We start from the raw sequence: 22,186 nt of genomic DNA on the forward strand, positions 1-22,186 counted from the left end.
CTTTTTTGTCCTCTCTTTCTTTTTTATAATTTTGCTAAAAAGACAGTGCCTTCCGGAGCATCCTGCTCCTGCGACACTGCCAGTCTGCCGTTAATTATTGACCCGGCTTCTGCTGCTCCGGATGCGCCGCCTCCGGCTTCCGTGCCAGCCCAGTACTGTGCGCCTGCCGGCGGCGTATCTCCGAAAGACATATTTGAAAATGACGCTGCACGGAAAACTCCCGGCATTCCATCCACGATAAACAGCGTGTCGCCGTTCCCGAGGATCGTATCCTCCGGACCGACCAGGACTTTGCTGCCACTGCCTCCGGACTGCATCGCCCGTAAAAGATACACTTCATTATTAAGGAGTACCTGCACAACCGCATTGAACAGATCTGCATGCGCCGGATCTGTCGTTTCAAATTTTCTCAGCTCTTCCACAAATTCCAGATGAGCAGGAATTTCAAAATTAGCCATCTACGGATCCCTCCTTATAAAAAATGTCGTCAATTTCAAATGCCATTTCTATATCTTCATCTTTCCCCTTGTCCATAAATGATTTGATTGCCACCAGATCCCCGTCCGCGTCATATAATGCCATTTCATTGATCTGTATCCCTTTCAGCGTCCCTTTTGCCAGAGTACAGGTGTATCGTATGCAGGTATCTGACATGATCTGAAATCCATCGATCTTCTGACGGTAAAGTTCGTTTCTGAGATAAGGTTCATCCGGATCCGGCATCCGGATGATACCGTCCGATACAGCGCCATCCCCGAACGCAAAACCCGTTATGCATGGCAGCGGCGCGATTCCCGCTCTTGCTTCCAGCATCTTTCTGATCCCGATCGTCGTTACAATACTTTTTGACATCCTCACATCACCTCCTCTGTTTTTTCTGCATCAATATTTTTACTTCCGTCAAGACGATGCGCTCCATCGAGAAGCCACCAGTCCTTATAAACCGTGATCTTTCCAGCAAATGTTTCCCTCAGATTCACATCTCCCCGGATCACCATGTTCATCGGATTTAAATCCGGATAAGCCAGAAGCACGGAACCATCCAACAAAAAAGAGCCATCAAGGTAATAAACCCCAGTAGCCCACGGTACACAAAAACGTATTCTTATTTTACTAAGCAGCATGTCATTTCTGTTTTCCACGGTGGTTCCGATCCCATACATAAAAGAGAGATGAGACGGTTTCATACTGCGGATTTTCTGAAAAAGATCGCTTAATGAATAGGTAAAGTCCAGATCCTCAAACCGCACCTTAAACGTATACGGTTTCACATTTTCTGTAATCTCTACTTTCACTCCGGTAGCCAGATAGATCCATTCCTCCAGCCTGTCCGGATTCAGAGGCGCCCGCATATTTCTTCTCAGAAAAATTTCTCTTCTGCGCTCCTCCAGGCTCTTTGTGGAATCCACGGGTATTCCATACAGGATCTCATGATACATGAGGCCCCATGTTGCTGTTTCCGGAAAAACCTGCAACGGAAGTTCCGTTACCAGCCTCTCCGCATCCTCATATTCCTCACCGGTCACCTGGTACAGCCATTTTCCAACATAGGAATTCTCGTACCATCCTTTTGTCACCGTTCCTATCATTTTTTTCGCAATCCGGTTCGTTGGGAAATTTTCCAGATTCATTCCACCACCCCGCTTGCAAATGTGACGCTTTCCGTTATCGGAAATTCATTTGTGTGTATCCCGATATTTCGCACATCCCCATTCATCCGGAAATCGGTATAGTCATTTACCCCATCCGTTTCTGACAGCACAGACGCGGCTCTTGTATATTTAACCTCCCCGTCTGCCAGTGCTTCATCGTAATATTTCAGAAGATTCTTTTCAAATTCTGCGCGGATCGCCTCCAGCGTATATCCTGCTTCCGGTTCCACCGTTGCTGTATACGTAACCGTAACCAGATCCGGCGCGCTTACCGTAAGAATCGCCCCGATCGGAGCCTTTCTCTGTATCCTGTCTTCCGGGTGCATGATATACGTATACACTTCATCGCAAATATGCTCATTTGCGGGACGGCCATTGGAATCAATCAGAATCAGCTTTACCGTTCCCGGTCCATTCCATTCCGGAATCACCGACGCCGCGCCAACACCAACTACCTCTTTTGCCCACCGGATATAGTCCGCATCATTTCCGACAAATGAAACCCCACTCTGGTAATATTCCAGTATTCTGTCCCGGTAGTCTTCGTCAGACTCCTCTTCGCTTCCTCCGGTAACCGCCTCCGGATTCCAGATCTTTGTCACTTTCTCCATCGGATTCATGGCAAGAGTTATAGTTCCGGCAGCCACATTCGACCCAGTACCGCTTTCCAGTGCGACGATTTCCACGACCGCAACACCGGATTCCGGTATCTCTACCGGTTCTTCGGATACAAATTCAATAGAAGCGCCCGTATCCGCAGCGGCAGTGCAGAATATACTCTGCCCTTCGATTCTGGTTCCCGGCTGCGCAGTGATCTCAAGCTTCCCATATGCGTATCCGGCCGGCTTCCGTGTCAGACCCGCCTGTTCTCCATGGAGGTCAAGCCACTCTCCCCACGCATATTGCGGAAACATCAGCATCAGCGTCCGTACTATATGGTACTGCACAAGTTCTGATTTCTCCAGTGCTGCCGGATAAGTAATATCATACGCAAAATCTCCCGGCATTGCACTGATGTCCATCGGAAGATTCTGCATCATACGTTCATGGATTATATCAGCGTCATTGTCCTGCACAAAATCCGGGTATACAAACTCCCGCATCTTCCTCACCTCCCATCCGCTTTAATCACAATTGCCAGAGGGAACTGCTCCCATTCAATGCCGCGGACCAGAAACGAAACCTTTACCGAATCACCCTGCCACATAAACGAAAATCCCTCCACCGTTTCCGTTCGCGGATTTGCCGCAAGAGTTTCCTTTATCGTCCGCTCTATTGCCAGTTCTACCGCATTTTCGTCATTCTCCTTGAGCGCGTCATCTATTTCAGAGCCGATATCGTTGCTGTAAGAAGCGCAGCTGTACCGTGCCGTGGAAACAGCCTTGACGCACCAGATGCGGTAGGCTTCCTGTCCGTCATTCATGACAATCCGGTTTACAGCATCCCTCACAAAATCGCCTTTTTCCAGATCCCATGCAGGAGACGGCTTATATTCCCTGTCATATTCCTCCTCGTTTTCTTCCGGTATCTGGATATCCACCACCGGAAACAGTCCTGTCTCTTCACCCATTCTTCTCACCTCAGATCCCGTCAGCCCTCATGACAATATCAATTACGACCGCTGTATCCTGCACCCAGGTTACCACGACATGGTCTCCCGGCTTTATCTTTCTCATTTTTTCCGGAACAAAAGCAAAACCGGAGTCCTCCGTTGTTTTAACCTCAGCCAGTCTGTCCCCTGTGTTTCCGAGTGCAAGCTGCCTGCAGACCATATAGTCAGCAGCCGGTATAATTTCCGGAAAAGTATTGCATTTCAGCCCGTTCCCCGCCGTTATTTCCGCAAAATCGATTTTCAAATCCGAAGGTATATGCTCCTTCATCCTCGCATCCATAACAGCCGCAAACTTCGCCGCTCCCGAATTTCCATTGTTGTCCATGTTGCCTCCTCCAGCCGCTTCCCTTCCTGCATGATTCTGCATTTATTCCCTGGCTGCTTTTACAGTCATTGTCATTTCCATACTCTCACAGTCGTGGACAATACTCATCACGTGATAATAACCAGTGCCTATCAGCGGAGATTTTATGTGGATAACATCTCCCTTTCTCACCGAAGGCAGATCTACCGCCTTTATCTTTATCTCTTTTTCCGGATCCCCTTTTTCTTTCAGAATCTCCTTCGCAGCCTTTTTTGCCTCGCCCAGACTTTCGTCATTGCCCCTGTTATAAATTTCCTGGCGTATTCCATATTCCGTTTTTCCATCCACAGTAGCTTCGAGCGGACGTCTGTCATTGTCACCAGCTTCCCCAAAAACCTTAACTCTTGTAACCATTCCAGAAAGATTCACCTTATAAGACACAGACGTAAAATTTTTATCCTCCTCAAAATGGTAAACGGTCTCGTTTCCTCCATATCTGAGCACCTGGACTTTTCCCTTTACCGCGCGGAGAAATCCTTTTCCCCCGCCCTTCTTCTCTGCTTCATCCAGAATCTTGGTAATAATAGATCCCAGCTTTTCGTTATTGTATTTCATTTTGCCGTGCGTTACATCCGGACCGGTGTAGGTTTGAAGCGGTATTTTCCATTTTGAGAAAATTTTTGAAACCGCTGATTTTGTTTTAATGCCCGACGAATAATACACATTATCTTTTGATTCCTGCAGATCCCTCAGCTCATCATACGCTTTTATTTTCAGTGTCTCTGAAGACAGTTTTGCGCCCAGCGACCATTCATCGATTTTTCCCCGGACAGCCTCCTGTGCGTTCTTTCCATCGTATGAATACCGCAGAACCACATAGCATCCCGGCTTTGCGCTTGAAGAAAGCTTCCCTCTTGATATCCCGTCATTCTTTGCTGAAAAAGATATCCTTGCCGCCAGTTCTTTTTCCTGTTCCTCCCACCCAAGATCTTCGATCAGAGCGGTTATATCAATCTGTTCCCCTTTTTCCGTAACAAGGATCACCTGGTACCGGTACCGGAACGGGTTTATATCCATCTGACCACCTCCGCCTACGGAATAGTAAGCACGCATCCCGGAAAGATCCAGTGCCCGCTGTCGCTGGATCCATATCCGTATTTCTTTGCCGTGCTCTCTATCGTGCTTTTATTTGCATCATATATCTTCTTCCAGTCTGACCCGCTTCCGCCGTAAAACTTCCTTGCAATAGCCCAGAGGGTATCGCCGGATTTTACCGTATACCTTTTTTTCTCTTTCTTCTCCGACTTTCGCGGTACCGTCTTTTTCTTTGTGCTGTCTGTGGATGCAGCTTCCTTAATCGTTGTCACCTTGTTTTCCCGGTACACCACAAAAACAATTGAATACTCATAATCCCCGTTCCCGCCAGACTGTTCGTATTCAAATGATTTTATCGTCACATCCTTATTGATATTTCCACCGGAAACGATAAGGTTCAGAACCGTCCCGCCGTCTCTCCACTGCTCTATCTTATTGATACAGTCTGCCGGATCCAGCCATAAACGGTTCAGCCACGCCGCGTCTTTTCTTGCTTCGCCCCAGAATGTTCCTGTCCACTGGACTGTCTGCAGGTCCGCGCCGGACGGGAATGCATAGGTGCCGTCCCGGATAATGTCATATTCCTGGTACTTTGCATCCCCTTTTACCTTTATGCTTTCCGGCATGGATGGAAAACGCAGGGATGATTTTGTATTTTCCTTTTCCTTCAGATAAATATCCACCCTGGCTCCCTCCTATACCGGCATATTTGCAAAATGTTCCGCGACGCGCTCCGCAACCTCGTTGATCAGATCGTCCGACGATTCCCTTAACTGCGCTTTGATCATCTGCGCGATCGTCTGCGGGTTATCCCGGCTGATCTCAAAGGACGGGCTGAAATTCAGCTGTATCTGGATATTCTCTTTTTCGGTATTCACCGGTATATCTGTCTTATCCGCTTCAGCGCTTCCTTCTCCTGCTGCTCCGTCCGGATAAGCGATGCTGCTGTATTTTCCAACGATTCCGCCGTCTGCGTAAGCCGCCACTCCAAGCGCGCGTCCTGCCTGCTCCCACAGCTCGATTCCGCGTTCTCTTCGCTTTGCGCCCACCGGAATTACAAACTCCGGTCCGTCCTCGCCGATCCATGACAATAATGGTCCGTCAACGTAACGTCCTTCTGCTGATGCAGCTGCCCCTGCTATCGTCGCAAATGCACTTCCTCCAACCGCTGATACATTGATGCTGGCTGACGGATTTGTGATGTGCCAGTCAAGTGTAACAGCCACATCTGCACTAGCGCTAAATCCAGCCACAAATTTCCCCTGTACCTCTGAATTTACCTCGCTGTAGACTCTGGAGATCTCACCCGCGCTGTTATTGTGCGTCATGGTCATGTCCACATCTGCGTCTGCCGGAAGAGGTTCAGCAAATTCATCCTCTGTCTGCGCTTCCGCCTCTTCGCGCGCCTGGGATGCATCTACATCACCTGCACCTAAATTTACGTCTGCATCTTGCTCCATCGTCGGGTTTTCTGCGTCCGCCGCTGCATTTTCCGCAGCGCTTTCCAGCGCAGACATATCAAAGGTAATGGCGTCTTCCGGAACAGTGATTGTTGCCCCCATTGCTACCTCAGCAGCAGTCTCATATCCGTTCGCCTGTGCCAGTTCATCTGCCTCCATATTTACCGCGGCAGCGATCTGTTCAAGGGCGCTCTGACCATCGACTTCCACCTCTCCGAGCGTTATCTGCACGCCCTCTGTCGTTATTTCAGCCTGGCTTTCAGAGCCGGACAGCGCCTCCTCAAAGCTCTGCAGGGCTTCCTCTGCAGCCTGCTGCGCTTCTGAGGTATCTGCATTCAGCATATCCGTAGGAATTTTCAGCTCCATATCCGGATAAATTGTATACGGATCTTCGATTCCGTTATATGCCGCTATCTCACGCCAGTCAATGCCGAGGGCGTCGCCAATCTGCGACAGAGTGTCTCCTTTTTTAACATTTATTTTAACCTCCCCGTCTGCTTCACCCTCGACCGTTCCAAGGTCTCCCAGATCGTCCTGGATCTTTGACAGCCATTCCTCCTTGTCAATGTCAACTTCGCCGTCAACACTCGTCTTCAATCCTTCTATGCTATACTCTTCATCCGTGGTTTCAAGCAGTGCGCGCTTCCATGCCGCCGAAAACTCTTCCGGAAGCTGTCCTGCTGCATCCATTTCACCGATTGCATCAATCAGCGCCTGATTGCCCGAATCTGCAAGCGCATTCGCGTAAACCTGCATAGCCGCATCCGCGTCTCCTGCAGCTGCGCCCATCTCCATATTTGAGGTAAACTCCTTCATCAGCGCTTCCGGCACTTTTTCCCCTGCTTCTGCATAGGAATCAATGATCCTGGTCATGGCGTCCGAATCCGGTTTCATTTCCTGCCAGAGTCCGTTCAGCGCATTCTGGTCGGCGTCCGTTACGATTCCAAATGCTCCCAGACCGTTCCCGGCGCTCAGGGATTCCGCGTCCAGACCTATATTCATGGCCCATATGTCCATTATGCCATTTTCCAGATCCCGCTGCGCCGACTGTACAGCTTCATCCGCCAGTGCCTGCGCAGTTTTCCTGTTCTCCGCGATTTTTCCGCCGTATGCACCCTGCAGCGTATCCCTTCCAAGCTCCAGCCCTTTCGCGGTCTCCATTCCCCTTTGCTGCCGGACATACCCTTCTGTCATTTTATGATACGTGTCATTTTCTTCCGCTGTAATCCTTCCGGATGCCTCCATACCATTCAATTCCGCATACCAGGCTGTAACATCCTCCCGCACAGCCTCCATTGCGCTTTCACGCTGGTCCCGCACAGCTCCAAGCAGCTCTGTAAACGACCCGCTCTCCAGATCCGCCGCGTTCAGACTCCCGTATTCCTGGTTGATCCAGTCCCACTTTGCCTGCGCTTCCGCCTCTTTCCACCTCGCTGTGATACCGTTCATCTTCGCCTGTAGCTCGCTTATTGCCTGCTCCTCATCCACATCGATGATTCCGTCCAGAAGTGCGGTTTCGACTGCGCTTCTCAGATCCTCCGACAGATTTGTCAGCTCCAGATGATCCGCTCTTGCCCACTTCTCAATATTACCAGACAGCGTCTCGCCCTCTTCCGTCCCGCCAAGATATGTCTGCACATGGATACTTGCGGCAAATGTCCGGCTTTCAAGCTCATCGATCTCGCTGTTGATGAATGTCTCAATATTCCCGGTATATTGCTGCTGCTCTTCCGGCGTCAGTTCTATTCCAAGACGTCCCTTGAACTCCAGAACATCATTTGCCCGCAGCGCTTCCTCCGCTTCTTTTACAAGCCTGTCGGCATTTTTCACCTCATTCAGTGATACCTCCACATTCGCCAGATACTTCTGGTCAAGGATTCCTGCCGCAATTTCCTGCGCTTCTTCCGCCGACAGTCTGATATCCCCGAAATGATCTTCCAGACTGCTGCTGATCTGATTCTGGTTATAATCGTCAATCGCCGTTCCGATACCAACAACAGCAGCCGTGACCGCCGCTGCTGCCAGTCCGAATTTTGCAGCCGTTGGAACCATGCCGGAAAGATTGCCGATAAAAGAACCAAGCCCTGTAGCCTCTTTCGCCGCTGTCCCGATTCCTTTTATCACTCCGGAAACCGGCGCAAGCACGCTGGACAGCTTTGCAGCTGTTCCCATCATTCCGGTTGCCCCTTTTGCCAGAAGCGCTGTGCTCATCCACGAAGCAATACCTGCTTTTTCACCACCCGGAAGTATCCCAAGTGCACTCGAAAACAATGTTCCGACTCCATCGGCAACCAGCTGCACGCTGTCCCCGCCTGCCCATTCCAGAAAAGGTTCCGCTATGATCTTATTCCAGGAAAGATTGATCTTCCCAAGAAAATCAGCATTCGCCCATTCTTCTGAACTGGTCATGTCATGGATGGATCTCTTCATTCCTTCTGCCTTTTCGTCCACCATATCCATAAATCCGTCAAGAGCAGACCCTACCGCTGGCATTGCCCCCGTAACCGCGTCCGCAGCGCTGCGAAGATAAGGTGAGAGACGTTCTCCCAGACTGGTCTTCACACCATCTAACGCAGACTGCATCAGCACGAAGGAACCCTGCAGATTATCAAGCATTGTTTCACTCATTCTTTTCGCAGCCCCGTCCGAATCATATACCGCGCCGGTCAGCTTATCAAAATCCTCTGCAGATGCATTAATAACAGCCAGCATACCAGCCATCGCTTCCTTGCCGAAAATGGCACTTGCCGCCGCAGTCTGCTCTGTTTCCGATAACCCGCCAAGACTTGTCCTTAAATTGTCCATAACGCCCTTTAAGGACTTCATATTTCCTTCGCTGTCTGTAAGACTGATCCCGTACTTATCCATGGCCTTTGCCATGCTGTCTGTTGGAGACGCCATATTTGCAATGGACGTTTTCAACGCGGTTCCTGCCATGCTTCCCTTTATGGATGCATTTGCCATCAGACCAAGTGCAATGGATGTATCCTCAACACTGTAGTTCATGGCTCCGGCTACCGGTGCAACATACTTAAAAGATTCCCCCAGCAATCCGACATTCGTGTTTGCGTTCGCACTCGCCTGCGCCAGAACATCTGCAAAATGCGTGGAATCGCCTGCCTGCATGCCAAATGCAGTCAGCGCGTCTGTAACAATATCTGATGTACTGCCCAGATCTTCTCCGGAAGCAGCCGCAAGGTTCATAATGCCCTCGATACCCGAAAGCATATCCTCCGTCTTCCAGCCCGCCATTGCCATATAATTCATGGCCTCGGCAGACTCCGCAGCCGTAAATTTCGTCGTTGCACCCATTTCTTTCGCTTTTGCAGTAAGCGCGTCAAATCCTGCTCCGGATGCCCCGGAAATGGCTTTCACCTGGCTCATCATACTTTCAAAGTCCCCGAATGTACTGACCGTGTCTGCGACTCCAAAAGAAACCCCGCCGATTGCCGCCGCCTGTGCAATAGGGTTTTTTGCCATTCCGGCAACTTTTCCGAGCGGAGCAGTTACCGTGTCGATCACACCAATCGTGGCATTCCAGGTAGTACCGGAAAAAGCCGACAGCTTATCCGTCACCCCATCTATTACCGCACTGGCGGTATCCGCCGCTCCGACCACAGCGCTTACCGCCATCCCACCGACAGAATGGAGCTTGTCCCGCACCATATCTATAACAGGACTTGCGGTATCACTCGCCCCAAGCTCCGCTGATGCCGATGCCCCGTCAAGCGCTTCTACGGCATCCTCCACAGATCTTACTACCGGTGTGGCGCTGTCATCCGCCCCCAGCTCTGCCCAGCCCATTGTTCCGCCAAATGCTTCCACGGCATCATTCGCCGCATTCACAATCTGCGTTGCATTATCCTGCGCACTGAGTTCCATATCAACAAATACCCCATCCAGTTCATACGCCGCATCCTCTACGGCTTTAATAACCGGTGTTGCATTGTCGTCCGCAACAATTTCTGTCTTATGTACAATTGTTTTTTCTTTGTTTGTCTTATCAAAAGACTTTTCCATTCTGGATCGATATTCCCTTTGCTGTTTCTCGACTTTCTGGAACGCTTTTTCCATTCTGGATAAGTTTTCAACCACACCGGATGTTCCAGGGGCGGTGTTATCCTGCACCTCAACCGGAATCTCAATTTTAATCGTTCTTTCTGCCATGGATAACCATCACCTCCTGCTCTGCTGTTCCAGCCGGATCATCGTAGACGCAAACATAAAAGCCCGCACTCCCGCAGGCTTATCCATAACCTCATCCGGCGGGATCCCCTGCCTCTGGAAAATCTGATGAAGCAGGGTTGATTTCCCACCGGCCATTATTAGTTTTTTGCGGTTTCCACCTGCAGATCTTCTGATCCATATCCTCCGATATCGTCAATTGCTTCCATGATTTTGTCCTTTTCACCCGGTTTCAAAAGAGCCTCCACGACATCTAAAGCATTGACAATCACTTTTCCCTGTTTTCTCAGACCCTCCCAGAGTTTCTTATTGTTCCAGATCTTTTCCTGGTCCTCCTGGGTCGTGGAATTATAGATCATCGAGCTGCGATATTTTGCCGTATCCACTTCACTTGCCACTTTGACTCCTGCACGGCGGTTCTTTTCATATTTGGTATATTTTTTACGGATAGCAAACGCATCCTCCTCGCTGAGAGGGTGGATAGAGAACGAAAAATAATGTCTGCCGTTACGGACAATATCGATTTTCACTGTTTCATTCGCCGCGCTATCTGCAGCTGCCAGCAGCCCCTCTAAAAGATCCCCTTCGTTCTCCTGGTAGATGTTTTCTTCCTTTTCCGTCATATCTGTTTCGATTGCTTTAATCTCTGCCATTTCTGCTCCTTTCCGCGCTTTTTTGCGCAATAAAAGAGAGCGGTTTCCCGCCCTCATGTATATTACTCTCTGATACAACCAGATTTTTATGCGTCAGATCGTAAGTGCAGACCGGTACTCCGGCTTTCCGTTGCAATGCAGGTTATATGAGCGTTTTAAGAAATCTCCTGTGGAAACGTTCTGCAGGTCGTTGTCACCACTGAAGATGCACTCCCTGTAAGTAATACGCTCCTGCGAGCCATTTCTTCCCTCGATCGCGCCATCCAGCGTCAGAACCGGTGATTCTCCCGCGCTCACTGCCGCCAGAACCTGGTTGAACAGATATCCATCCAGCACCACAATCTCCGAAATGGTGATGGTAATGCCGATGGTATTGTTCACTTCAAGTTCCAGATTCTGTCCGATCGGATTATATTTATTATTGTTAAATGCTGCCTTTGCCTGGAAACTGTCAACCTGCGCCAGCTGCTCCCCGTTTTCGTTATACAGCATGGCATCTTTACCGGAACGGCCATGCCTTGCGTCTGTTGATGCTCTTGTATTTAACATCCTTTATTTCCTCCCTTTTCTCATTATTCTGCCTGTGTGCTGAACCGGAATTTGTAGAACAGATATACATGCTCTGCAGAATCCTTATCAATCACGTCAATGTCAAAATAGCAGGAATCCCCATCCGGCACATACGTGGAGCTTTCTGTTACCGTTCCGGATACCAGTTTACCCTCCTGCACCATATCGTTTACGATTTTCTGGAGCTTGCCAACGATAATTGCTCTTCCGTTTACGTCATTATCCACCTTTCCTACCAGTGCATCTGCCTGGGCATTGGTCCTGTACAGCAGTTCATACCTGGTCTTTACGCGCCGGATTTTTTTCCAGCCTTCATCGTGGTTTTCGTCCGGACTGATCAGGGTATTCACTGCTGCATCCAGCCATACCTCGTTATCCGTATTGTATGCCAGTGCAACGCATCCATTTTTGATAGCCTTTTCATACTGGCTGTTTGTGAAAATCTCTCCGATTTCCGTATACCGGTCAATAACCGTATGAGTAAGCGACTGGTTCGACGGACACGCCGCAATCATTCCTGCCACAAGAGCGGCAACGCGGTAACCTTCCAGAGCCTCCTCTTTTGCCTTTACATCCGCATTCAGGATATAGACCATGTTCTCTTTGCCAAATCCCGTTGCTGATGCAATACGTTCCTCGAAATCTAATGTGGTTTTCTCTGCAACCACACCAATTCCGAACTGTCCCGCCTCATAGATCCGGTCAAGGAACGCAGACAGAAGATTATGTACCCCGCTGTCCTCCGTATCCACACAGATGGTATTGAAATAATACTTTTCTACTTCCTCCAGAGCCATTCCGTAATCAGCATTCGTAACTTCCGGATCTTCCCCGGCAGTAAATGCCGACTGGTTGACATTCGTAACCACACCGGCAGCCCCGTCTCCTTCCAGTTTTGCCGTAAAATTCTTTGATTTCGCAAAACCTTCTGCCAGAGCTTTTGCCTCATCATCTCCCGCAGTAAAATTTACCCTCTCAAATTCCCGGGTACCACTGTAAATAATGCATTCCTTGCGGGTATCATCCGCCAGCTTTTCCCGGACACTTACAGTAAATCCCATCTTACCGGGATATTTCGCTGTGAGAACCACACTTCCTGTCGCCGCAGCCAGGGAAACCGTTTCTGCCGTTCCTCCGTTCCCCACACGGCAGGCAATCAGCTTCTGCGCTCCTCCATACAGTGCTTCCCTGAGCGCATCTGTAGCCGCTCCTTCCCCGTAGATCTGTCCATATCCATCCTCTCTCTCAATCACACGTACCGTCCCGAGAGGTCCGAAAGAGGCTTTAAAAAGAATGGCAACTACGCCATCCACCGCCCCGAATTCATTCTCCTCTCCCTTTTTACTCACATTAAAGTAAGCACCCGGTCTGATCTTTGATTCTCCAACCGAAAAATATCCAGCCATCTTCTACCTCACTTTCCTTTTCATAAACGTTTCAACTGCCGCCTTTGCCGTTTTCACATCCAGCATCTCCGCCTTCAACGGCTTCAGTGCAGCAACCGCGCACTCTTTCCTTGTTCCAAAGAGCCTTTCGCTCTCCGCGATCAATTCCGCAACCGGGTACACCGCTGCTCCTGTGTTTTCCTTTTTTCCGCCACCAGAAGCCCCGGACTTTGATACAGCCGCTTCTTTCTTTTCTTCTGCCATAATCTTCTCCTTTCGCAGATCAGTAATCTGTAAATCCCATACCAATGAAATCCATATTATGTTTCTTTTCCGCGCCTCTCAGACATCCATATTTTCCAGTTACCAGAAGCTGTCCTTCCCGGAGATAATCCGCTTTATTATCCATCCGTAATTCCCGGATCATCATTGGAGACTGGTCTGGCATGATGATCTCTTCATTGATCTGCATAATCTGGTTGATGGAAGCGATCATCTTCAGCCGTGTGAGCGCCGTCGGATATAGTAAATGCACTGCCACTCCCGCGATAAACCATGAGACGGTATGCATACATGGGCCAGTTGTTCCATGGATGTCCTGCAATCTGCAGTAAAACACCGGTTTATCTGCCGGATTAACAAAATCCCCAATCCGGTCAACACCCAGCACGACTGCGTCCGGAAACATTTTTTTAATAAATTCTGCTACTGCCATCACCGGATCCGGATCCGTCGTTTCCTGCGCAGGAAACTCAATGACGTCGAACAGGATATCCCTGCACAGCACTGCAGATCCATACATCTGATAGGTTTCCGTTCTGGCCCATGCCACACAAAACGGCGCCTGGTCTGACGGTTTCATCAGCACATCTTTCAGACATTCCCTGACCTGTGTCTCCAGTTCCTCAATGATCCTTGATGTTCTGTCTGTGTAAACCGCAACATGCAGCGTTCCGGAAGAAGACCGCTCCTGGTTCACCTGCATATCTGTACGATAACAGATACGCGGATACTGATTCATTCCACCCCATCCTTCCTGCTGGTCGGACGGGAATTCTGTGTTAAAAATAGCCGGACCATCTGCATAGACAGCCAGTTTTTCTCCCAAAGCTCTGCACTCTGCCAGCCTATGATAAATCATCTCATCCAGCAGCATTTTCATCACCCCCTGCGGCATCCCGGACCGTATAGGTTAAAACGCTCTCAAGTCCATCAGATGAATACCGGATCTCCCATTCACCTGCTTCTACCTCACTGGCAGGAATCATATAATGGTTCCGGACATTCTGGATGGAAGGTAAATACTGTACCCGGAGCAGCGTTTCCGAAGCCTCTGTTACGATTCCCGGCTGTCCCTGCGTCCATGTCCTGTGCCTTGCACAGATCAGTGTCCCGCGCCGTATTTCCGTCAGATTAAATCCTGCAACCTCTGTCTTTACCAGCAACATGCCGTCAGCCTCCTATTTCTCCAAATATACGCATAATATCCGGCTCTGCCGTCTCCCGTATCCTGTCCACAAACGGCCTTGCAGCCATCCTGGAAGTACCTTCGTCAAGATACCCCGCATAATGAGCATAGCTCCGGATACCGAAAGAGCACGACGTACCGCCTCCGCTGCTAAATGCAGACCATGCGTTCCGTAAAATACCGGTCCGGCGTCCCGGAGGCATCCCCGGCGGCGAAGGACTCTGGTTTCCCGACAGGACCGTAAGTTCTGCATTCCTCAGCGCATTCGCTCCTCTCGGACACCGTATCCTTGCCTGGACCTCTGTCACGCGGCGTTCAATCTCCACGGATACCCGTACTGCTTCTATCGCTTCCGCCGGTCTCATCTGATATCATTCCTTTCTTCCAGATAGATCAGACCACTCGCTCCAAGATTTCCGATATCATCACACAGAAGTACCAGAAATCCTCTCTCCTGTGCTATGAGCTGATCTCCTTTCTGTACGTCAGCCCTGCCCCTTATTACCAGCGTGTGCGTCAGAGAATGCTGCTCCTGGTTCCATCTGTGTCTTGTGCGGTCAGCATCAGTAGCGGATGCCTCCGCAAGAATACCCGACAACACTCCACATGCCACATACTCTGTGACGGCAAACCCATTTTCATTTCTGGAAACACTGCGTCTTACCTCAAAATCCGTCCACAGATTTCCAGGACGGAGATACATCTGTCCAAACGGGCTTATCATATATCTCTCCCCTCACTTTCTTCTGTGGACATCATTCCTGCATAAAAATACGGTGGCGTAACAGCGCCGGTTTCCGGATTATTTACCTGCGCAAGTATGCCTCCTGCTGACGCAGCGCAGGCTTTCAGGTCATTTTTCAGCTCATCATACATTTCTTTCCACATTTTCGCGCGTTCACCGAACCCGAGCGATAGCGGTCCCACTTTTGTGTCCGGTTCATATGCAAATTTCCGCATGATACTCTCCAGGCACCGCAGCTTCGCCCTGTTCCATTTTCTCGCAGTGCTGATGTTCCCGGGAATCACGGCTCCATACTCTTCATCGCACAAAGCGCAGGTCTGTTCCCGGCCTTCCACCATTACATCGCCAAGCTCAAACCTCATACGGTCCTTCCCGTAAGCATTGATTCCGGCAGGATCATAGGTATATGTTCCCGGCATCACGCATCACCTTTACTTTCCTCCGCCCCGGCAATCTCTTTTGCCTTCGCCTCAGCTTCTTTCTTTATCTGCACACGTGAATCTGCCGCATCCAGAATGATGAGCACTGTATCATCCGTTACAGCGTCTCTGATATGGGCTACAGCATCCCTGGTACCCATCTGCATGGTTTTTATTACCTCGCGTATCTGGGCTTCCGTAACGCCAATCTCAAACATCCCATCCTCTTTCATGATCTGGATGGAAAATGTGACCTCCGGCATTCCTTCCTCTCTTCCATTGCTTTCCTTCCGGATGCCATCATGGATCACATGGATGATCCCCATTTTTTCAAGGGCTGCGGGATCCAGAATCTCATCCGGAGGGATTTCTTCGCCAATGAAATATCTCTTTCCGCCCATATTGCAGGGCTTATTTGCGACAAATCTCATTGCGCCCTCCTTCCTCAGACAACTTCTCTGTAGAATCTGCCGAGATCCGCGGAAGTAATTTTCATGTCTGCTGCCATCAGCCCCTCGATATACTCCGTATGCGTTCCCTGCTCGCCCAGGTAATTCAGAATCGGGAGAATCTGCCCATTTCCGAGCATGTCCCAGGAAAAGATATATCCGGCAGACGGTTCCTCAATACTTGGTGCATTGGTGGCATAAGCCAGCAGGAAGGCGTCTGGATCACCGATATACTGCATGTCTTCACCGGCACCCGTTTCAGCCTTATTCATGATGGACTTCAATACGACTACTTTTTCCACGCCAAAAAGCTGTGCCAGTACATTCGCCGTTACTGACGCCGGGTTTGCAGTGCTGCCGCCATACTTTACTCTTTCCAGGATTGCCGGATGGATCTTGAGTTTATTAAACACATTGATGCCAAGACCAAGGCGGTTCGGCATGCGTCCAGTCTGCTGGTTCATTTCTGTTTTCTCTGCATCAACAAAAGCAATCGGGTCTGAATTTGCATTCGAAAACTTGATAAACTGCCCCGAAGCCGGCGCCGTCGAATCGACACCTGCCTTTTCATTTGCCCAGACGCCTGCCTTGAAATAATTCTCGGCAAACAATCTGTCCTGGTGGATATTCGCCTGCTCCGCGATTGTCTTTGTCCTCTGCTGCTTTGGCTGCATAACAGACGGTCCCTGCCTCCTTGTCAGATCTGTCTGCCGGATCTGGTCAATGCCCATAATCATCTGGTCCACCTTGCAATTATAAGTTTCCGTATGCTCGGATACAACGGTCGGAGAGACCTTGCCATATGCCGGTTTCCGCTGCCAGCTGTCCCGGAGCAGATCTTCTTTGTCAAAGACATAGTAATTATCAGACGATAAGTTTACCGGGCATACCGGGAACATTGATTTTGCAAAATAATTCCCATCCGCCTGGTAATATGCCAGCGCCATGTTCGTCAGCGCTGTGTGAGGCCGGAAGATTCCCTTCGCAATCTCCGACTGTATTCCTGCTGTTGTGTTTCTATTATTTGCCATATTCCACTCCTCCTTAATCAGTTGATGTTCCGCCGGATGCCGCGGCTTTCTGGTATTTTACAATCTGGATCCTGCAGTATGCGCCTTTGCCTGCATTGCAAAGGGCAATGCCCAGAACATAGTTTCCCCCTGTCGCCGGGGAAACGGTTCCGCCAGTGCCTGCCGTCACTTCCTGCCCCTTCTTGATATCCGCTCCCGCAATGGCGTATCCGATATCCTTGATCTGGATATCAATGTCCTCTCCCTTTTTCACCTTTCCGGAATTCCCACCGGAAATATCATTGTATCCGGTCTCGATGATCGCAACGCCCAGCGGAATATCTGTTCCGGCTTCCGCAGGTACGACGTTTCCGTCCTCATCATATTTCATGACACGGTTACGGGCATCATCAATATCCATGCCAGCTTTCTCCACAATACTTACGGACTGGTTAATCTGCGTTCCATTGTAGTTCTTACCCATTTTTTCACTCCTCTCTTTAATATCCTGCCTCATCCTCATAATCGGCCATAAGTTCCGGATGGTTCTCCCAGGCTTTTGCAACTGCCGCTGCCATGGTCATGGATGGATCCTTTTCTATGTAGGATTTTGCAATCGTGTCGATCTTTCCCTCTGCAGATGATTTCGAAACGATTGTCTGTCCGCCTCCGGAGAAAGATTTCCCGAACTCAGTAAAAATCCCCGATTTCTCAACTGCTGCCACAGTTGCATCCAGGGTGTCGATCATATCCGCATAAGCACTTCCTCCGGCTGCCTTCAGTGATTTTAACGTCTGTACAAGTTCTTCCGGCTTCTTTCCAATGATCTCATACCTCTTCGCCACCTCCATCAGCTCCCGTGTCTCCGCTTCTTCCCGGAACTTTTTCAGCGCCTCCAGCTCCGACCGGACAGCCGGATGGAGTCCTTTGTACAGGTCTTCTCCTGTCCCGTGTTCCTGCCCCTCCTTAATATGAGTTGCGGATTTCGCACAGCTTTTCTTCTTTTCAGCCCCCTCTTCCTCGACCTCATCCGGATCTTCCTGCGGTTTTACTTTCCCGATATCATCGGGATCCTTCTCTTTTTCCACATCTACCGCATACTTTTTAACAATATCTTCATATACTGCTCTTTCCTCTGGCGTCATTTTTGCTTTATCGATCTTCAGCATTTCCTCCAGTTCTCCTTTCTTATTCCTTGATTTTTCAATAATCATTCCCAAATTCTCATGAGCCTTCATGATCATTGGCAGGTCCGTTTCATCCGGTGTATCAAAGCTTTTCCGGATGTCTGCCGTCGTTCCGGCCATCCATTTGGACGCATACAAATGGATGGCTGTCTGGAACTGCTCAAGGCTCTGTTCCATGGCGGACTGACGGGTCTGGCCATCCAGCTCCGGATCACACAGAATAGAATTCAGTGCATTCTGGAGCGCGTTACATACATACCAGATTTCATCCCGGATCTTATCCATACTCACCTCGTTAATCTGTTCATCAAACGTGGTAGCTGATTTCTTCACTTCACCCGTCAGCCAGTTCATAAACCTTTTAAACAGCCCGGTTTCTGCATCCGGTGTCTCTTCCGGCGTCCCCTCCCTGCTTTTCAGCAGTTTAATGTCTGCCCGCTGGTTCGCCCCTTCATCTACAAAATCCACTTTTTTCACATTCAGATTCTTCAATCTGGTTGCCATTCCATCTCCTCCTTTCTCCTGCAATTTCTGCTTATCATAAAAGCCATCTTCTAATTTCCGCTCCCCTGCTGCCCGGACACTTCTATTCTTTCGGCTTCTCCCTCAATGGAAAACATGCTGTATGTTCCATCCTTAACCTTTTCCCATACCGCTTTGTCCGTGATCTGGAATCCGATCCACCACCCGACAGGCAGTGTTCCTTCCGGAATTCCCATGGCCCGCATCTTCTCGGTCGTGAGGACAACACTTTCAATAAGGACAGCTGCTCCCCCGCGCAGGTGCATTTCCCCGCCTTCACGGTAAAGCTTTACATAGTTATATGCTGCCCTTTCCAGATCCTCCGGATCCAGAAGATCGCCCTGCCAGTCCTCAATGGTTACTCCCTCTTCGGTTATGGCTACGCTTGCCCAGCCGAACGCCTGCATTTTCCCATCATCGGACTTCTGTATCCGGAAACGCTGCTTCGCCATGGAACCAGCCTGCGTTTCTGGCTCATCCCTGATCTTGAGTATTTCGTTAAATGTCTTCACTCTTCTGCTTCCTTTCCGCTAAAATGGTACAAAAAAAGCACCCTGTAACCAGAATGCTTTTTCGTAACTGCCAGTAAGTTTTTATATATTATTGCACTTACAATGAATCAAAGTCTATTTCCCCGGCAAGCTCATTTAAAGACTTCCCACTGAAGAACGGTTCGGACATCAGAATATCAACATCGTCAAAATCCTTTAACTTATCCCCATGCCAGACATGAAATACAGGGATATAATTATTTACCTCAGCCGTTATCCCGGAAGGTTTCCCGTTATATGAGAATACCTGGTCGCTGCAACATTCAGAAATAATTTCTCTCAGCTCACTTGCACTCATAAAATATCACCGTTCTCCTTTCGCTCTGTCTCATACACTTCCCTGACGATTCTCTTCTTTAATCTTCCATCAGTATCCCATGCATAGATGTGAACATGTTCACCATTTTTTCCGTACGGATGCTGTCCGGAATTTCCATGATCTGTCGTATGCACCTCCCGACGCTTCATCCCAAGTGAATCGTAATATGTTCTGATATCTGCTTTTCCATTTTTTCCGATATGATCTATTACCACACCCGGTTTTTCTTCTTTAGGTGCTCTGTCATGTCCCTCAATAATTTTATCTGCCCTTATTATAGCATCTTTTCCGCTGCTTTCAACATATTTTATTGCGCAGGCGCAGCGTGGATGAAGCGGCGGAAGCATTTTTGTGATGGTCCTTTTTCCGGATTTTACAGAAAATTCTTCCTCCATGTCAATCGCAACTCCCTCAAGCGCCATACACGCGGGGCACACCTTGTCATCCAGAGAGGTAGACCATTCTTTTCGCATCCTGGGAAATGCATTATTTCTGATCCCATCCCTCACAGCCCGGTCATTTCCCTCATGATACGCTGTAACAATCTCTGTCCGGGCAATTGTTTCCGCTCTGCTCCTGTGCTGCTTTGACGCATATCTTGCCGCAGACTCCCTCGCCTTTCTTTCAATTGTTTCCTTCTGCATTCGCGGATGATTCTCCATCATCTGCTCTTTTATACTGTTATAATATTTCATATTTGCAGCAGTCTGACTCTCTGTAAGCCCTATAACCGGTCTTATGTACTGCGCGGTTTCTGCGGAACCCATCTGGTAGCGGACTGATTCCCCCATCACATAGCGTATCGCCTGCACCTGCTCTTCTACCAGATTCGTCACAAGCTCGGCGCCGTGGTCTGCAATCCAGTCTTTTGCCAGAGCTGCAGCGTCTATCTCCATGCCGTCCAGAACCGGATTCGACCGTACCCCTGCTGCCATCGCCGCTCTCCATACAGGTGTCACCTTATCTGCAATCAGCTTCGCGTAATCCCTCTGCCAGTCATCAATGACTGTTCCCGGAATATTATCTTCTGTCACGATGGCTCTTAGTTCGGCATAGGTAAGCACCATCGCCTGGTCACGCCAGAATCTTTCCAGCAGGCGCACAGGTCCTTCCTGCGCTTCCTCCAGACACTCCTGCAGCCGGTCCAGCGCTTCCTGCGATTCCTCATTTTTTTTAACAGATATCTTTCTTTTCTGAGGATTTATAAGGCAAAGTGCCATATCAGCTCCTTCCCAGACGTTTTCTCGCCTCTTCCATTTTTCCTGCATTGTCTTCCGGCGTTACTTCCGGTCTGTCCGCAGTCTTTTCAGGTGCGCGTCTCTGGTTTTCCCGGGTTTTATCTTTCACCCTGTTTTCACCGAATCTGCTCCTCTCCGGAAGATTTGCTGCTTCCCGCACATAGTCCTCCAGATCTTCATCCGGTATGAGTATCCCGACACCTACCATATCCCTGAGTAATGTCGAAAGCTTCGTGAGATCTCTCTTATCCACATCTCCATGGGCGAGCGAGGGATAATCCGTAATCCCGTCAAAATACGCTCCGTTCATGTCAATTAACCGCGGTATCCCCTGGTTATTAAAAGTCTCGCATATGACATCAAGGAACGCTCCAAGAGCAGATGAAAACAGCTCCGTCTTATCAGAACTGAGTGCGAAGCTTCCCGTTTTTTCATGCCCGAGCATAATAAAGTCTGCGAGAACAGTCTGCGCGATTTTATTATCATATCTGTTAATAATTGCATTTGTGTCAAACTGGCGTGCCCCGCCCGTACTCAGCAGCTCTGCTTTATAACCATGCGGGAGTACCAGACCCTCATACTCATTTCTCCGTATATTTTTGACCATCGAAATCAGACTGCTGTTAATTTTCACAAGATCCTGATCGCTGTCATCCCATATATCAACATCCTGCGCCGCATACAATACCGGCAGCCCGGCCAGGTCCCTCTCAATGCCTATCGCTTCAATTTCCTGGATACGGCGCTTGAAATACCACGGACGGTAGGCATTCCTCAGTATGCTCCTGCCCTCCGGATTATCTTTTACGGATTCCGTCCGGAACAGCATTGCCTTACTGATGGGAATTGTGAGCAGACCATAATCCGGTGGCGGTTGCTGCGTCATACCGATCAGATTATCCGCAGAATCGTATTCCCACCGGAAAAGCGTGTCCTGTGCCCTTGGCGGGATCTTCTGCCATCCGATAAGACCATCAGAATATTTGCTTGATGCATGCGGGTTTTTCGATTTTCCATTTCTTCTTTTGTAAACAATTTCGTGGAAACTCCATCCGTATACAAGAAATGACAGTATTTCCGAAACCGTATCCGTCCACGTATTCTGCATATCATTCATGCAGCTTTCTATGAACCGCGCTGCTTCTGCATCTTTTTCCGTATTCCCTCCGGGATCTGTCCGCCATTTTACCTGCCGGATCAGCATCTTGATCGCAAACATAACGGCTCCTACCGTATCATCGTTCTTTTCCATCTCCTGGTATACTTTAATACCCCGCATTCCGGACAGCTCTGGGAGGAACTCTTCTGCAAACTGTCCCTCCCAGCGTTTCTGCCCTATACGGCCATACTCTTTCAATGCCC

Annotated in this window: 26 protein-coding genes; all 26 read right to left on the reverse strand. The window is 49.4% G+C overall.

The window, feature by feature from the left end; genetic code table 11:
* Window positions 1–23 precede the first annotated feature (23 nt).
* The 26 genes from NQ534_RS01675 to NQ534_RS01800 all read right to left on the reverse strand — a co-directional run bounded on the left by NQ534_RS01675 (window position 24) and on the right by NQ534_RS01800 (window position 22,181).
* Window positions 24–458, reverse strand: a complete 435-nt coding sequence (locus NQ534_RS01675; RefSeq protein WP_006862417.1) for a hypothetical protein — start codon at window positions 456–458, stop codon at window positions 24–26.
* Window positions 451–852 (reverse strand): phage tail-collar fiber domain-containing protein, encoded by a 402-nt coding sequence (locus NQ534_RS01680; protein ID WP_006862416.1) that lies wholly within the window; start codon window positions 850–852, stop codon window positions 451–453. The genes NQ534_RS01675 and NQ534_RS01680 overlap by 8 nt, the downstream gene beginning before the upstream one ends.
* Before the next feature lie 2 nt (window positions 853–854).
* Window positions 855–1,631: a putative phage tail protein gene (locus NQ534_RS01685; protein ID WP_006862415.1), complete on the reverse strand. Its 777-nt coding sequence runs from the start codon at window positions 1,629–1,631 to the stop codon at window positions 855–857.
* Window positions 1,628–2,755 carry a baseplate J/gp47 family protein gene (locus NQ534_RS01690; protein WP_040783582.1) on the reverse strand — a complete coding sequence of 376 codons (1,128 nt, stop codon included), beginning with the start codon at window positions 2,753–2,755 and terminating at the stop codon, window positions 1,628–1,630. The genes NQ534_RS01685 and NQ534_RS01690 overlap by 4 nt, the downstream gene beginning before the upstream one ends.
* Window positions 2,756–2,760: 5 nt before the next feature.
* The gene (locus tag NQ534_RS01695; RefSeq protein WP_006862413.1) at window positions 2,761–3,222 is read right to left on the reverse strand and encodes a DUF2634 domain-containing protein; all 462 of its coding nucleotides are present in this window, start codon (window positions 3,220–3,222) and stop codon (window positions 2,761–2,763) included.
* Between the two features lie 10 nt (window positions 3,223–3,232).
* Window positions 3,233–3,589 (reverse strand): hypothetical protein, encoded by a 357-nt coding sequence (locus tag NQ534_RS01700; protein WP_143115883.1) that lies wholly within the window; start codon window positions 3,587–3,589, stop codon window positions 3,233–3,235.
* A 42-nt stretch (window positions 3,590–3,631) separates the two neighbouring features.
* Window positions 3,632–4,645 carry an XkdQ/YqbQ family protein gene (locus NQ534_RS01705; protein ID WP_040783667.1) on the reverse strand — a complete coding sequence of 338 codons (1,014 nt, stop codon included), beginning with the start codon at window positions 4,643–4,645 and terminating at the stop codon, window positions 3,632–3,634.
* A 14-nt stretch (window positions 4,646–4,659) separates the two neighbouring features.
* Window positions 4,660–5,346 carry a LysM peptidoglycan-binding domain-containing protein gene (locus NQ534_RS01710; protein WP_040783579.1) on the reverse strand — a complete coding sequence of 229 codons (687 nt, stop codon included), beginning with the start codon at window positions 5,344–5,346 and terminating at the stop codon, window positions 4,660–4,662.
* Between the two features lie 12 nt (window positions 5,347–5,358).
* Window positions 5,359–10,290, reverse strand: a complete 4,932-nt coding sequence (locus tag NQ534_RS01715; protein ID WP_006862409.1) for a phage tail tape measure protein — start codon at window positions 10,288–10,290, stop codon at window positions 5,359–5,361.
* 158 nt (window positions 10,291–10,448) lie between these two features.
* The gene (locus NQ534_RS01720) at window positions 10,449–10,961 is read right to left on the reverse strand and encodes a phage tail assembly chaperone (protein ID WP_040783665.1); all 513 of its coding nucleotides are present in this window, start codon (window positions 10,959–10,961) and stop codon (window positions 10,449–10,451) included.
* Between the two features lie 93 nt (window positions 10,962–11,054).
* Complete coding sequence (locus NQ534_RS01725) at window positions 11,055–11,510, reverse strand: hypothetical protein (protein ID WP_040783577.1); 456 nt, start codon at window positions 11,508–11,510, stop codon at window positions 11,055–11,057.
* A 23-nt stretch (window positions 11,511–11,533) separates the two neighbouring features.
* Window positions 11,534–12,937, reverse strand: coding sequence for a phage tail sheath subtilisin-like domain-containing protein (locus NQ534_RS01730; protein WP_006862405.1), 1,404 nt, complete (start codon window positions 12,935–12,937; stop codon window positions 11,534–11,536).
* A 3-nt stretch (window positions 12,938–12,940) separates the two neighbouring features.
* Entirely contained in the window at window positions 12,941–13,180 is a 240-nt protein-coding gene (locus NQ534_RS01735) for a YqzN/YkzM domain-containing protein (protein WP_006862404.1), read from the reverse strand.
* A 19-nt stretch (window positions 13,181–13,199) separates the two neighbouring features.
* Entirely contained in the window at window positions 13,200–14,072 is an 873-nt protein-coding gene (locus NQ534_RS01740) for a hypothetical protein (protein WP_040783574.1), read from the reverse strand.
* Window positions 14,059–14,364, reverse strand: a complete 306-nt coding sequence (locus NQ534_RS01745) for a DUF5026 domain-containing protein (RefSeq protein ID WP_006862402.1) — start codon at window positions 14,362–14,364, stop codon at window positions 14,059–14,061. Before NQ534_RS01745 ends, NQ534_RS01740 begins: the two co-directional genes overlap by 14 nt.
* A 4-nt stretch (window positions 14,365–14,368) precedes the next feature.
* Window positions 14,369–14,749 carry an HK97-gp10 family putative phage morphogenesis protein gene (locus NQ534_RS01750; RefSeq protein ID WP_006862401.1) on the reverse strand — a complete coding sequence of 127 codons (381 nt, stop codon included), beginning with the start codon at window positions 14,747–14,749 and terminating at the stop codon, window positions 14,369–14,371.
* Complete coding sequence (locus tag NQ534_RS01755) at window positions 14,746–15,108, reverse strand: head-tail adaptor protein (protein ID WP_006862400.1); 363 nt, start codon at window positions 15,106–15,108, stop codon at window positions 14,746–14,748. The genes NQ534_RS01750 and NQ534_RS01755 overlap by 4 nt, the downstream gene beginning before the upstream one ends.
* Window positions 15,105–15,548 (reverse strand): hypothetical protein, encoded by a 444-nt coding sequence (locus tag NQ534_RS01760; RefSeq protein ID WP_006862399.1) that lies wholly within the window; start codon window positions 15,546–15,548, stop codon window positions 15,105–15,107. The genes NQ534_RS01755 and NQ534_RS01760 overlap by 4 nt, the downstream gene beginning before the upstream one ends.
* A complete protein-coding gene (locus NQ534_RS01765) occupies window positions 15,548–15,979 on the reverse strand; it encodes a hypothetical protein (RefSeq protein WP_006862398.1) in 432 nt (143 codons plus the stop codon). The genes NQ534_RS01760 and NQ534_RS01765 overlap by 1 nt, the downstream gene beginning before the upstream one ends.
* A gap of 14 nt (window positions 15,980–15,993) precedes the next feature.
* Complete coding sequence (locus NQ534_RS01770; RefSeq protein WP_006862397.1) at window positions 15,994–17,028, reverse strand: hypothetical protein; 1,035 nt, start codon at window positions 17,026–17,028, stop codon at window positions 15,994–15,996.
* 13 nt (window positions 17,029–17,041) lie between these two features.
* A complete protein-coding gene (locus tag NQ534_RS01775) occupies window positions 17,042–17,491 on the reverse strand; it encodes a hypothetical protein (protein ID WP_040783662.1) in 450 nt (149 codons plus the stop codon).
* A 16-nt stretch (window positions 17,492–17,507) separates the two neighbouring features.
* Window positions 17,508–18,698 (reverse strand): hypothetical protein, encoded by a 1,191-nt coding sequence (locus tag NQ534_RS01780; protein ID WP_006862395.1) that lies wholly within the window; start codon window positions 18,696–18,698, stop codon window positions 17,508–17,510.
* A gap of 50 nt (window positions 18,699–18,748) precedes the next feature.
* Window positions 18,749–19,228, reverse strand: a complete 480-nt coding sequence (locus tag NQ534_RS01785) for an XkdF-like putative serine protease domain-containing protein (protein ID WP_006862394.1) — start codon at window positions 19,226–19,228, stop codon at window positions 18,749–18,751.
* Window positions 19,229–19,325: 97 nt separating this feature from the next.
* A complete protein-coding gene (locus NQ534_RS01790) occupies window positions 19,326–19,565 on the reverse strand; it encodes a hypothetical protein (RefSeq protein ID WP_006862393.1) in 240 nt (79 codons plus the stop codon).
* On the reverse strand, window positions 19,562–20,806 hold the full coding sequence (locus tag NQ534_RS01795; protein ID WP_050778328.1) for a phage minor head protein: 1,245 nt from the start codon (window positions 20,804–20,806) through the stop codon (window positions 19,562–19,564). Before NQ534_RS01795 ends, NQ534_RS01790 begins: the two co-directional genes overlap by 4 nt.
* Before the next feature lies 1 nt (window position 20,807).
* Window positions 20,808–22,181 (reverse strand): phage portal protein family protein, encoded by a 1,374-nt coding sequence (locus tag NQ534_RS01800; RefSeq protein ID WP_006862391.1) that lies wholly within the window; start codon window positions 22,179–22,181, stop codon window positions 20,808–20,810.
* Between the last annotated feature and the right edge of the window lie 5 nt (window positions 22,182–22,186).

It is taken from the genome of Marvinbryantia formatexigens DSM 14469 (assembly GCF_025148285.1).
GTDB lineage: Bacteria > Bacillota > Clostridia > Lachnospirales > Lachnospiraceae > Marvinbryantia > Marvinbryantia formatexigens.